Origin of the sequence: Pseudohongiella nitratireducens, assembly GCF_001642735.1 — a bacterium.
GTDB lineage: Bacteria > Pseudomonadota > Gammaproteobacteria > Pseudomonadales > Pseudohongiellaceae > Pseudohongiella > Pseudohongiella nitratireducens.
This window is the reverse complement of the sequence record NZ_LWHM01000027.1, coordinates 22,961-35,915: the sequence shown is the minus strand read 5'-3', so window position 1 is coordinate 35,915 and position 12,955 is coordinate 22,961. Positions and strand designations below refer to the sequence as shown.

Below are 12,955 nucleotides of genomic sequence, written 5' to 3'. Positions count from 1 at the left end.
CTTACTCTACCGTAACCGACTTCGCCAGGTTCCTGGGATGATCCACGTCGGTGCCTTTAAGTATCGCTACATGATAGGAAAGAAGCTGAAGTGGAATGGTATAAAGTATTGGGGCCAGCACTTCAGGTACAGCTGGCAGTTTGATCAATTGATATTCTTCTTCATCATCAAAGCCTGCACTTTCGTCTGCAAACACAAACAGCTTACCACCCCGTGCGCTGACTTCAGCCAGGTTCCCTTTTAATTTACCCAGAAGTTCATCATTAGGTGCAACAGCCACCACTGGCATTCTGTCATCGACCAGTGCCAGGGGTCCATGTTTCAGCTCTCCGGCCGGATAAGCTTCAGCGTGGATATAGGAGATTTCCTTAAGTTTTAGAGCGCCCTCTTTCGCTACCGGATATTGCGGTCCTCTTCCCAGGAACAATGCATGGTGTTTGTCAGCAAATTGAATGGAAAGCTGCTGGATTGCTGTATCCTGCTTTAACACATCTGTTACCAGGGCTGGCAATTTATGCAGGTCATGCACATACCCTGATTCTTTCTCTTCTGTCAGGCCATGTCTTCTACCAAGTACAAGTGTCATTAGCAGTAATGCAACCAGTTGCGTTGTAAACGCTTTGGTAGAAGCGACACCAATTTCACGCCCGGCCATTGTTAACAAGGAAAAATCTGATTCCCGAACCAGGGAGCTGGTAGCAACGTTGCAGATTGCCATACTGGCTACATACGACAGTTCATTTGCATACCTTAACGCAGCCAATGTATCTGCTGTTTCTCCTGACTGAGAAATAGTAACAAATAAAGTGCCTGGTTGAACTATTATTCTTCGATACCTGTAGTCACTGGCAATATCTACGTGACAGGGAATACCAGCTATGCTTTCCAACCAATACTTGGTTATCAAGCCTGCATGATGACTGGTACCACACGCGACTATTTGTACAGACGTTATCTGATCAAATATCGCTTTTGCCTTAACCCCGAAGGATTCTTCAAGAACATGTTCGGCACTGATTCTGCCATTCAAGGTATTTTGAATCACCCTGCTTTGCTCATATATTTCTTTGAGCATAAAGTGACCATAGTCACCTTTAGTCACATCATCAATTTCACCACGAATTCTTGTCACTTCCCGGTTAACAATTTCACCGTTAGCAAAGATATCAATATTGTCTTTTGTAACTTCTGCAATATCACCTTCTTCAAGGTAAATGTATTGATCTGTAACTTGCCCCAGAGCAAGCGGATCAGATGCTACAAAGTTTTCACCTATGCCAACGCCTATCACTAATGGGCTACCGCTTCTGGCAACAATAAGGCGATCAGGTTGTTCTTTATCGATAACGCATAAACCGTAAGCGCCATGTAAATCTTTTACCATGGTTTTTACAGCTTCTAATAAAGACAATCCATTTTTAGTGCATAGTTTGTGTATAAGATGTACAACGACCTCTGTATCAGTTTCAGAAATAAACTGATATCCATCCTGTTGCAGACTTTTCCTTAACGCGGAGTAATTTTCAATAATGCCATTATGAACCAGTGCAAACCTGTCGCCAGATACATGAGGATGAGCGTTATCCTCACTGGGTACACCATGTGTTGCCCATCGGGTATGAGCAATTCCGGTTTGCCCGTCAATATCATTCTGAGCAACTTTTTCAGCCAGCTGGTTAACCTTTCCAACTGATTTAAGGCATTTCAGATGATTATTTTCTGTCTCAAGCACTGCCACACCGGCTGAATCATATCCTCGATACTCAAGTCGCTTTAGTCCTTCAACCAGAATGCCTGTTACATTACGCTGAGCTACTGCCCCTACAATTCCACACATGAGTATCCAGTCCTTTAATCCGTTTTCTTTGTCGGGCGTTTCCAGTTAGGAATATTTCTCTGCTTACCCCGGCCGATGGCTAATTGTCCGTCAGGTATATCACTCGTTATTACTGATCCTGCACCTGTTGTAGCACCCATGCCCACAGTTACAGGAGCAACAAGCGCAGTATTGCTACCGATAAAAGCATTACTCTTAATGTGAGTCTTATATTTATTAACACCATCGTAGTTACAGGTGATGGTACCCGCACCTACATTAGCCGCTTCATCTACCTGGGCATCGCCTATGTAACTTAGATGATTCACTTTGCTGCCTTTGCCGATAACAGTTTTTTTTGTTTCAACAAAATTACCAATTTTTGCTTTATCACACAGCACAGTACCCGGCCTTAGCCGGGCGTATGGACCAATTTGACAGGCTAACTGTATTTCACAGTCCTCAAGGTGGCTGAATGCCTCAATACAAGTATCACTACCAATACGCGAGTTCTTGATAACTGTATTTGGTCCGATTCGGACCCGGTCACCAATATGATTATCACCTTCCAGTATGACATTGATATCAATGACTACATCTTTGCCAAAGGTCGTATGACCCCTGATTTCAACCCGGTCCAGATTCAGTACAGTCGTTCCATTGCTGGCAATCTGCTCTGCTTGCTTGCGCTGCAATCGCCTTTCCAGTTCAGCTAACTGCAGCCGGTTATTCACGCCCTGAACACTGTCTTCATCTTCTGTCGTTAAACTGCTCACCTTAAGCCCATCTGCACACGCCATAGCGACTGTGTCAGTCAGGTAATATTCACCTTGCGCATTATTTGTATTGGTTTTTTCTAACCATGCTTTCAGCTTTGCTGCACTAAAAGCCATAATACCTGTGTTTATTTCAGTGATAGCTTTTTGTTCAATGTTTGCATCTTTTTCTTCGACGATTTCAGTAATATCGCCTTTGTTGTTTCTTACAATTCGACCTAGTCCTGCTGGATTAGCAGTATCCAGTGTTAATACAGCGATGCCTGAATCTCCACAGGCCGCCACCAGCTTTGTTAACGTTTCAGCCTCCAGCAAAGGAACATCACCGTATAACACCAGTACCTGATTATCCGGATCTACTGCCGGTAAGGCCTGACTGACGGCATGACCCGTTCCTAACTGCTCAGTCTGCTCTACCCAGTGAATACGATCGTTATAGGGGCTATCCTGATAATGATTTCTCACCATTTCAGATTGGAAACCTGTCACTACATGAATTTTATCTGCCCCTGTTGCTTCTGCTGCCTCGATAACACGAGTCAGCATTGCCTGCCCTGCCAAGGGGTGAAGAACTTTTGGCAAATCGGAGTACATCCGTGTTCCTTTGCCTGCAGCCAGAATGATTACTTCTAAAGACATGTTTTTATCCATAAAAAAAGGGTAGCGATTGGCTACCCTTTTTACCGTGTTTCATCCGAAAGTGAAAGCCCCCGAATGTATAGCCACAGCTTATCTTTTCAGTTGTTTCAGTGCACGAAGCTGAGCGACCGCTTCAGACAGCTGAGCCGCTGCACGCGAGTACTCAAACTCTGAGTCTTTATTTGCAATCGCTTTTTGTACGTCTTCAATTGCTTTTTGTGCTGCGGCTTCATCAACATCGGCAGCACGAATCGCCGTATCCGCCAGGACTGTTACGATGCCGGACTGGACTTCGAGATAGCCACCGGATACGTAATACACTTCTTCCTGACCATCATCCAGAACGCAGCGGACAGGGCCAGGGATCAGTTCCGTCAGTAACGGAGCATGACCAGGCGCTACACCCAGATCACCTTGTACGCCAGTAGCGACTACCATCTCTACACGGCCCTCGAAGATCTGCTTCTCTGCGCTTACGATGTCACAATGCATTGTCATCGCCATAGTTTCGTTTCTCCATTAAGCGGCCATTATATTGGCCGCCCCAGTCACCGGTGGAATTAGCCCTTCAGCTTTTCTGCTTTTTCCACGGCTTCTTCAATGGTGCCGACCATGTTGAAAGCCTGCTCTGGAATGTGATCGTAATCACCGGCCAGAATGCCTTTGAAGCCAGCAATCGTATCTTTCAGTGATACGTATTTTCCGGGCGTGTTAGTAAAGATCTCTGCCACAAAGAATGGCTGGGACAGGAATCGCTGGATCTTACGTGCACGGGCAACGATTTGCTTGTCTTCTTCAGACAGCTCGTCCATACCCAGAATTGCGATAATGTCTTTCAACTCTTTGTAGCGTTGCAGAACTGTCTGTACGCCACGGGCCACTTCGTAGTGCTCGTTACCGATAACCAGTGGATCCAGCTGACGAGATGTGGAATCCAGCGGGTCAATGGCCGGGTAAATACCCAGCTCAGCAATCGAACGTGACAGTACAACAGTCGCGTCCAAGTGAGCAAATGTGGTTGCCGGAGACGGGTCAGTCAAGTCATCCGCAGGTACGTATACCGCCTGGATCGATGTAATAGAGCCTGTCTTGGTAGAGGTAATACGCTCTTGCAGTACACCCATCTCTTCAGCCAGTGTTGGCTGGTAACCTACTGCTGAAGGCATACGACCCAGCAGTGCTGATACTTCCGTACCCGCCAGTGTATAGCGGTAGATGTTGTCGACGAAGAACAGTACGTCACGACCTTCATCACGGAATTTCTCGGCCATGGTCAAACCGGTCAAAGCAACCCGCAGACGGTTACCGGGTGGCTCATTCATCTGACCGTAAACCATTGCTACCTTGGAGTTTTCCTGGTTATCCAGATCGATAACCTTGGATTCCTGCATTTCGTGATAGAAATCGTTACCTTCACGAGTACGCTCACCCACACCTGCGAATACAGACAAACCGGAGTGTGCTTTCGCAATGTTGTTGATCAGCTCCATCATGTTTACGGTTTTACCAACACCGGCACCACCGAACAGACCGACTTTACCACCTTTAGCGAACGGGCAGATCAGGTCGATTACCTTGATGCCTGTTTCCAGCAGTTCATTGGAAGCAGCCAGCTCATCGTAGGCCGGCGCTTTACGGTGAATAGGCATACGCTCTTGCTCGCCAATGTCACCGCGTTCATCAATCGGGTTACCCAGAACGTCCATGATTCGACCCAGGGTTTCTTTACCGACAGGGACGGATACAGGTGCTTTGGTGTTAGCGACTTCCAGGCCACGACGAAGACCTTCAGTACTACCCATTGCGATGGTACGTACGATGCCGTCACCCAGTTGCTGCTGCACTTCAAGTGTGATTTTGCCGCCTTCGACGGAAAGTGCGTCATAAACACGAGGTACATTTTCCCGCGGGAATTGTACGTCGATAACTGCACCGATAATTTGTACGATACGACCGCTACTCATGTCCGGTTCCTCTTAAATTTTCGTGATCTTCAATCTGTTAAAATTAGTTCCGCCCAGCGACTTAAACCGCAGATGCACCGCTGACAATTTCGGACAGCTCTTGTGTAATCGCTGCCTGACGCGCCTTGTTGTATGCCAGACCCAGTTCTTCAATCAGGTCACCCGCATTATCTGTAGCGCTCTTCATTGCCATCATTCGCGCGGCTTGCTCACAGGCTATATTTTCGACAACAGCCTGATAAACCTGCGTTTCCAGATATCGTGTCAGCAGGCCATTAAGCAAACCTTCAGCACTGGGCTCATAGATATAATCCCAATGGTGCTTAAGGTCATCCGAATCAGTCGGCTGTAATGGCAACAGCTGATCAATGACTGGTGTTTGAGTCATCGTATTAATGAACTCATTGCTAACCAGGAATAAACGATCGATTTCACCTGATTCAAACTTATCCAGCATGACCTTGGTCGCACCGATGATCTCGTTGAGTTCTGGTGCATCACCCAATCCACGAACAGAAGCGGTGACATTGCCACCGTAACTGTTGAAGAATGCTGTCGCTTTAGCCCCGACTGCGCAGAATTCAATTTCTGCGCCCTGGGCTTTCCACTCACCTGCTGCTTTAACAGTCGACTTGAATGCATTGATGTTCAGGCCACCGCATAGCCCGCGGTCACTTGATACAACAATAAAGCCCACTCGCTTGACGTCACGTGTGGTGAAATAGACGTGACGATATTCCGGATTCGCATTGGCAACATGCCCGATCACTTTGCGGATATGCGATGCATAGGGTTTCCCCAGTGCCATACGATCCTGAGCACGACGCATTTTGGATGCAGCCACCATTTCCATGGCGCTGGTAATCTTTTGCGTATTTTTGATGCTGGAGATCTTGCCTCGAATCTCTTTACCACCAGCCATAATTCACCGCCTACCAGTTATTACCAGGTCTGAGTTGCTTTAAACTTCTCGATCAATGCTTTCAGCTTGCCAGCAACTTCATCGTCGAAGCCAGGGTTAGCATTGATTTCTTCCAGAAGCGCGGCATTTTCACTGCGAGCGTAGGACAACAAAGCTTGCTCAAATGCTACAACCTTGTTCAGTTCTACGTCTTTCAGGAATCCTTCGTTAGCCGCGTACAGAACCAGACCCATCTCTGCAACTGACAGAGGTGCGTATTGGCCTTGCTTCATCAGCTCAGTAACACGTTGACCGTGCTCGAGCTGCTCTCGTGTTGCATCATCAAGATCGGATGCAAACTGAGCGAATGCCGCCAGTTCACGATATTGCGCCAGAGCGATACGGATACCACCACCGAGCTTTTTAATGATCTTTGTCTGGGCTGAGCCACCAACACGTGATACTGACAGACCCGCGTTAATCGCTGGTCGGATACCGGCGTTAAACAGGTCCGTTTCCAGGAAGATCTGACCGTCTGTAATCGAGATCACGTTAGTCGGTACGAATGCTGATACGTCACCGGCCTGTGTCTCAATGATTGGCAGTGCAGTCAAAGAACCAGTCTGGCCTTTTACTTCACCGTTAGTGAACTGTTCTACGTACTCAGCGTTCACGCGTGATGCACGCTCCAGCAGGCGTGAGTGCAAGTAGAATACGTCACCAGGATAGGCTTCACGACCCGGTGGACGACGCAACAACAAAGAGATCTGACGATAAGCCCAGGCTTGTTTAGTCAGGTCATCATAAATGATCAGTGCGTCTTCACCACGGTCACGGTAGTACTCACCCATGGAACAGCCGGCGTAAGGTGCCAGGTATTGCATGGAAGCAGGATCAGATGCTGAAGCTGCAACAACTGTGGTGTATTCCATTGCGCCGTGCTCTTCGAGCTTGTGCACAACGTTAGCAATCGAAGATTGTTTCTGACCAATAGCAACGTAAACACATTTTACGTTTTTGCCTTTCTGGTTGATGATGGCGTCAATAGCAACGGCAGTTTTACCAACCTGGCGGTCACCAATGATCAACTCACGTTGTCCGCGACCAATTGGCACCATGGAGTCAATTGCTTTCAAACCAGTTTGTACCGGTTGGTCAACTGACTGACGTGCAATTACACCCGGAGCCACTTTCTCAACAGGTGAGGTCAGTTTTGCATCGATCGCGCCTTTACCGTCAATCGGGTTACCCAGGGCGTCGACAACGCGACCCTCAAGCTCAGGACCAACGGGCACTTCAAGGATGCGGCCTGTACAACGACAGGACTGGCCTTCTTGCAGGCCTTCGTAGTCACCCAGTACAACAGCACCAACGGAGTCACGCTCCAGGTTAAGTGCCATACCGAACAGACCACCATCAAATTCGATCATCTCACCGTACATCACGTCTTCAAGGCCGTGAATACGCACGATACCGTCAGAAACACTGACAATCGTACCTTCGTTCTGGGCCTGTACAGAGACGTCCAGGTTATTGATTCTCTGTTTTATAATTTCACTGATTTCTGACGGATTCAGTTGTTGCATGCTTTTTCCCTCATTCCCAGTTGTACTAGGAACTCAATGATTCGGCTAATTTGTTCAGTTTTCCTCGAACAGAATTGTCGATGACAGTATCACCTGCTCGAATGACAACACCCCCGATCAGCTTCTCGTCAACTGTCGTGTTCAGCTTGACCTGGCGCTCAAGGCGTTTTTGCAGGGCTGCGCTAAGTTGCTCGACAACGGCATCACTCAACGGGAAAGCGGTAGACATTTCTACATCTACACTCTTCTCCTGAGCGGCTTTCAGTGAATCAAACAATCCACTGATTTGAGGAAGCAGACCCAGACGTCTGTTTTCCGCCAACAGGCGGACAAACTGCTGACCTTTATCGGAGACTTCGTCTCCACACAACTCCAGCAATGCAGCTGCCTGTTTGTCTGCAGTTAACGACGGGTTAGACAGCAAGCCACTGACTTTCTTGTCCAGAGAAACGGACGCCAGTGTACCCAGCATGTCTGACCATTCTGTCAGGGTCTTATCAGCGACTGCGACTTCAAAAGCCGCTTTCGCGTAAGGGCGGGCTAATGTAATTGACTCTGCCATCGTTTATTCGCCTATAACTCAGAAGCGAGTTTTTTAACCAGCTCTTCGTTAGCAGCCTGGTCCACGGAATTTTCGAGAATCTTCTCGGCTCCGGCTACGGCAATGGCTGCCACTTGTGCACGCAATTCTTCCTTGGCGCGCTGAACTTCCATTTCGATTTCGGACTTGGCACTGGCAATCAGACGCTGACCTTCTTCACGCGCTTTGTCTTTGGCGTCTTCAACAATCTGATTGGCACGTTTGTTGGCCATATCGATAATTTCAGCGCTTTTGACTTTCGCTTCTTTCAAGTCGTCAGCCGCCTTGTTCTGTGCCAGACTCAGATCACGCTGTGCACGTTCTGCAGCCTCAAGACCTTCTGCGATCTTTTTCTGGCGCTCTGTCAGCGCCTGAATCACAGGTGGCCAGACATACTTCAGACAGAACCAGACAAAGACGGCGAATGCGATCGATTGGCCGAGAATGGTTGCATTAAGATTCATGGGTTCACCTCTGCGTTAGTTTTCGCCTGGCTTGAAACAAGATTCAAGCTAATTCGATTAACCGACGAAAGGATTGGCGAACATGACCAGGAACGATACACCCACACCAATGATGGAGATTACGTCCACAAAACCAGCTACCAGGAAGAATTGAACCTGCAGTTTAGGGGCCAGTTCAGGCTGACGTGCTGAGCTTTCGATCAACTTGCCACCCAGATTACCGAATGCAATCGCAGTACCCGCACCACACAGACCGAAGATCAGGGCGATAGCGATAGCAGAAAATGCCTGAATAGTTTCCATTTTTTTCTCCAAGTTTTAACAAAGGGTTTATAACAAAAGGTTCGGACAAACGATTTTGATCAGTGTGCCTCTGGTTTGGTGTGTGCCTGATTCAGGTACACCACCGTCAACATCATGAACAGGTACGCCTGCAGCGTAATGATCAGGATGTGGAACACGGCCCAGGCAAAGTGCAGCGGCAACTGGAACCAGCCAACCAGTGCAATTACCAGGAAGATCATCTCACCGGCAAACATGTTTCCGTACAGTCGCAAGGCCAGGGAGACGGGCTTGGCAAAGAAGCTGGGCAGTTCCATTACCAGGTTAAGTGGTAACGCCCATTTGCCGAATGGGTGGAAAGCGAATTCGCCAAGGAATCCACCCATTCCTTTAATCTTGACACTATAGAAAATAACCAGAACAAACACACTGATGGCAAAGCCGGCTGTGATATTGATATCTGTTGTTGGTACTGCCTTGAAGTACAGATGACTGTCTTGTGCAACGACCTGAGCAAAGAGAGGAATCCAGTCAACAGGCACCAGATCCATGAGGTTCATCATGAAGATCCAGCAAAAAATAGTCAGGGAAAGCGGGCCAATCAGATTATTTTTGGCAAAGAAGGTGTTTTTGATGGTGTCTTGCACCATATCGACCAGAAACTCCAGGCCGTTTTGCAAACCGCCAGGCACACCTGAGGTCATCTTCTTGGCGATAGAGTAAAAAAGCCCCATAAAAATCACAGCCAACGAAATTGACATGATCATGGAGTCAACATTAATAGCCCAAAAACCCATGGCATCAGCTTCTGCTGTGCTGTGAGCGAAACCCCAACTGCCATCAGGCAATTTTCCGAATCTCAGAAACCCAAGGTGGTGAGCAATGTATTCTGTGCCACTTTCGTACTCGGCCAGGCTAAAGCCTTCTGCTGCGTGTGATTCTGCCATGAGTGCTTATACTATTTAGTTTGTCTAATTTACGATTTGTCTGAACGCCGGCTGTTGAAGAGCGCAAAACTCACCAAACCTACCAGGTGAATCAGTACAAATCCTGAAAACAACGCTACAACATTCAATGGTTTAACGTATATAAAGCTTAATGCGAAACCGACAGCGCATAGCGCTATTTTTCCGGCCTCTCCCCGTTTAGCTTCCCGCGCTATCAGGCTGGCCGACCGTGCGCCGCGGTATTTGAATACCCGACTGGCAAACCAGATTCCCGGTATAACGGAAATTAAACTTCCGATCAGTAGAGAATAAGCACTGACCCTGCCATCTATTACCCACGCTGATACTGATATCAGCAGTGCGATAACAGCCTGACAGACTGCTACTTTATATATGGGAGGAGCTTTAATTGTTGATCTGATAGTCACTGATCGTCAAAAGCTCTCTTTTTGTTCTGGCGTCCCTACCCTAGAGCGCCGCATTATAGGGATTTTATGCTCCCGGATCAACTGAGGATTACCACAGTTTTACTTTATATGGGCAAGAATACCGTCCAGTTCATCGAGGTTATTATACTTTAACGTTACCTTTCCAGAACCTTTGCTGCCATGCTGAATCTGAACACGGCTACCCAACTTTTCCGATAATGTTTCTTCCAGCCGACGAATATCGGGGTCGACATCAACGTCGGACGATTTTTTTGGTTTGGGTCCGGCAAGAATTTTCCTGACCAGCTCTTCTGTCTGGCGAACGGATAACCCTTTACCTGAAACTGTCTTTGCCGCCTCACCTTGCTGCTCACTTTCCAGGGTCAATAATGCCCTGGCATGCCCCATTTCCAGGTCACCATGCTCAAGCATGACGCGGACTTCCGGCGTCAGCCCCATCAATCGCAACAAATTGGTAACTGTACTGCGTGACTTACCCACTGCATCAGCCACTTCCTGCTGGGTCAGTTCAAATTCATCCTGCAATCGCTTAAGTGCAGTCGCTTCCTCAATCGGGTTAAGATTCTCACGCTGAATATTCTCAATCAGCGCCATGGCAATCGCTGACTCATCCGGCACCAGCCTGATCACTGCCGGAATCTTGTCCAGCCCGGCTAACTGGCTGGCACGCCAGCGACGCTCACCAGCAATGATTTCAAAACGCTCATCAGAGACAGGTCGAACCACAATGGGTTGCATAACACCTTGCGCTTTGATTGATTCTGCCAGTTCCTGCAACGCTTCCTGGTGCATGTCTGTGCGCGGCTGATATTTGCCTCGCTGTATCAGATCAATCGGAATATGGCGTAATGTCTGATCTTTCAGCTCATGACTGTCAGTTACAGGCTGAATGGCGCTCGCAGCATCTCCTACAGGTTGCGCTTCAGTTAACGCTTGCGCGTCACGTTGCAGTAGCTTATCGAGTCCACGGCCTAGTTTCTTCCTGCCTGACATGGTTTACCCTTTACTGAGATCCTTGAATTCTTGGCAGCGATGTATCAATCGCTTCATTTATCACTCAACTAATAATTATTGACTCAGGCACTGATTTGTTCCTGGCGACGAAGCATTTCACCTGCCAGCGCCAGATAGGCAATCGCACCTCGTGACTGTCGATCGTATTGTAATACCGGCAAACCATAACTGGGTGCCTCCGCAAGACGTATATTACGCGGTACAACAGTCCGATAGACTCGGTCACCAAAATGATTAAACAACTGACCGGAAACCTCTGTGGTCAATTTGTTGCGCGGATCGTACATGGTCCGCAAAATCCCCTCAATTCTTAATGACGGGTTATGGGTTTCACTTACCGCTGAAATGGTATTAACAAGATCTGACAAACCTTCCAGTGCATAGTATTCACACTGCATAGGAATAATGACACCTTGCGCAGCAACCAGCGCATTCAATGTCAGCATATTCAGTGAAGGGGGACAATCGATAACAATAAATTCATACCGGTCTGAAACGGCACCCAAAATATCCCTGAGGCGACTTTCACGGTTGGCGACTTCCAGCAACTCAATTTCAGCCGCTACAAGATCCCCATTTGCCGGCAGAATATCAAAATCGGCTTCCGGTGCTCTGACAACTGCTTCGTCAAAGGTCGCCTCTCCTACCAGCACATCGTATACCGATGTTTCACACTCGGTTTTGTCGATGCCACTTCCCATTGTGGCATTTCCCTGGGGATCGAGATCTACCAGCAATACCCGCCGTCTTGTGGCCTGAAGTGAAGCTGCAAGATTGACTGATGTCGTTGTTTTCCCTACGCCGCCTTTCTGATTGGCTACTGCAAGAATCCTGGTCACTTGAGCGTCCGCCTTTTGCCTGTTGCTTAAGAGCTTGAGTGCTTTATTTATTTTTTCATAACTACCAGATGACGCTCACCTTCGCATCCGGGCACGAGCAACGGCTCGCATTGCACAACCTGCCAATGCGCTGGCAAATCGTCTATTTCCTGCTGTGGATATTCGCCTTTCATGGCAAACAGGTGCGTATTTGTGCTGGCCAGATTTTCACAACCTGAGGCAAAGTCACGCAATGAGGCAAATGCCCTGCTGAGAATAATATCTGGCTCAGCGGCAGACGAAAAGCCTTCAATGCGATCCTGAACGACCTGAACGTTTTTCAAACCCAGCTCATGGGCCGTCTGCAGGACAAATCGTGTCTTTTTTCCGTTACTATCCAGTAAGGTAAAATGTTGATCTGGCAAACAAATCGCCAAAGGAATCCCGGGCAACCCTGCACCTGTACCAACATCCATTATCTGCAGTCCGACTATGCCTGCCATTAATTCAGACATGCGCGGAAGTACACTCAAGCTATCCAGCAAATGCCTGGAAACCATTGTGTACGGGTCTCTGATAGCCGATAAATTATAGGCTTTATTCCACTTGTCCAACAATCCAATATAACGCAGCAGTGTATCCTGTGTTACAGCAGATAAATCTAATTCAAGTGTTTTAGCCCCGGATTCCAGCAGTTTGCGCATGGCTTTACTTGGAGC

The 12,955-nt window shown here is 47.9% G+C and carries 14 protein-coding genes; all 14 read right to left on the bottom strand.

The window, feature by feature from the left end:
- Position 1: 1 nt before the first annotated feature.
- The 14 genes from glmS to rsmG all read right to left on the bottom strand — a co-directional run bounded on the left by glmS (position 2) and on the right by rsmG (position 12,940).
- Positions 2 to 1,837, bottom strand: coding sequence for a glutamine--fructose-6-phosphate transaminase (isomerizing) (gene glmS, locus PSCS_RS09705; RefSeq protein ID WP_068811917.1), 1,836 nt, complete (start codon positions 1,835 to 1,837; stop codon positions 2 to 4).
- A 14-nt stretch (positions 1,838 to 1,851) separates the two neighbouring features.
- The gene (glmU, locus tag PSCS_RS09700) at positions 1,852 to 3,231 is read right to left on the bottom strand and encodes a bifunctional UDP-N-acetylglucosamine diphosphorylase/glucosamine-1-phosphate N-acetyltransferase GlmU (RefSeq protein WP_068811984.1); all 1,380 of its coding nucleotides are present in this window, start codon (positions 3,229 to 3,231) and stop codon (positions 1,852 to 1,854) included.
- 90 nt (positions 3,232 to 3,321) lie between these two features.
- Positions 3,322 to 3,735, bottom strand: a complete 414-nt coding sequence (locus PSCS_RS09695) for a F0F1 ATP synthase subunit epsilon (protein WP_068811916.1) — start codon at positions 3,733 to 3,735, stop codon at positions 3,322 to 3,324.
- A gap of 56 nt (positions 3,736 to 3,791) precedes the next feature.
- Positions 3,792 to 5,195: a F0F1 ATP synthase subunit beta gene (atpD, locus tag PSCS_RS09690; RefSeq protein WP_068811915.1), complete on the bottom strand. Its 1,404-nt coding sequence runs from the start codon at positions 5,193 to 5,195 to the stop codon at positions 3,792 to 3,794.
- A 61-nt stretch (positions 5,196 to 5,256) separates the two neighbouring features.
- Positions 5,257 to 6,117, bottom strand: coding sequence for a F0F1 ATP synthase subunit gamma (atpG, locus tag PSCS_RS09685; RefSeq protein ID WP_068811914.1), 861 nt, complete (start codon positions 6,115 to 6,117; stop codon positions 5,257 to 5,259).
- A gap of 20 nt (positions 6,118 to 6,137) precedes the next feature.
- Positions 6,138 to 7,682, bottom strand: a complete 1,545-nt coding sequence (gene atpA, locus PSCS_RS09680) for a F0F1 ATP synthase subunit alpha (protein ID WP_068811913.1) — start codon at positions 7,680 to 7,682, stop codon at positions 6,138 to 6,140.
- 25 nt (positions 7,683 to 7,707) lie between these two features.
- The gene (locus PSCS_RS09675; protein ID WP_068811912.1) at positions 7,708 to 8,244 is read right to left on the bottom strand and encodes a F0F1 ATP synthase subunit delta; all 537 of its coding nucleotides are present in this window, start codon (positions 8,242 to 8,244) and stop codon (positions 7,708 to 7,710) included.
- An 11-nt stretch (positions 8,245 to 8,255) separates the two neighbouring features.
- Complete coding sequence (locus PSCS_RS09670) at positions 8,256 to 8,726, bottom strand: F0F1 ATP synthase subunit B (RefSeq protein ID WP_068811911.1); 471 nt, start codon at positions 8,724 to 8,726, stop codon at positions 8,256 to 8,258.
- Between the two features lie 57 nt (positions 8,727 to 8,783).
- Positions 8,784 to 9,029 carry a F0F1 ATP synthase subunit C gene (atpE, locus tag PSCS_RS09665; protein ID WP_068811910.1) on the bottom strand — a complete coding sequence of 82 codons (246 nt, stop codon included), beginning with the start codon at positions 9,027 to 9,029 and terminating at the stop codon, positions 8,784 to 8,786.
- Between the two features lie 59 nt (positions 9,030 to 9,088).
- The gene (gene atpB / locus PSCS_RS09660) at positions 9,089 to 9,955 is read right to left on the bottom strand and encodes a F0F1 ATP synthase subunit A (protein WP_082866582.1); all 867 of its coding nucleotides are present in this window, start codon (positions 9,953 to 9,955) and stop codon (positions 9,089 to 9,091) included.
- 29 nt (positions 9,956 to 9,984) lie between these two features.
- Entirely contained in the window at positions 9,985 to 10,383 is a 399-nt protein-coding gene (locus PSCS_RS16455) for an ATP synthase subunit I (protein ID WP_082866581.1), read from the bottom strand.
- Positions 10,384 to 10,482: 99 nt separating this feature from the next.
- Positions 10,483 to 11,397, bottom strand: a complete 915-nt coding sequence (locus PSCS_RS09655; RefSeq protein ID WP_068811909.1) for a ParB/RepB/Spo0J family partition protein — start codon at positions 11,395 to 11,397, stop codon at positions 10,483 to 10,485.
- An 83-nt stretch (positions 11,398 to 11,480) separates the two neighbouring features.
- Entirely contained in the window at positions 11,481 to 12,257 is a 777-nt protein-coding gene (locus tag PSCS_RS09650) for a ParA family protein (protein WP_068811908.1), read from the bottom strand.
- A gap of 47 nt (positions 12,258 to 12,304) precedes the next feature.
- On the bottom strand, positions 12,305 to 12,940 hold the full coding sequence (gene rsmG, locus PSCS_RS09645; RefSeq protein WP_068811982.1) for a 16S rRNA (guanine(527)-N(7))-methyltransferase RsmG: 636 nt from the start codon (positions 12,938 to 12,940) through the stop codon (positions 12,305 to 12,307).
- Positions 12,941 to 12,955: the final 15 nt, after the last annotated feature.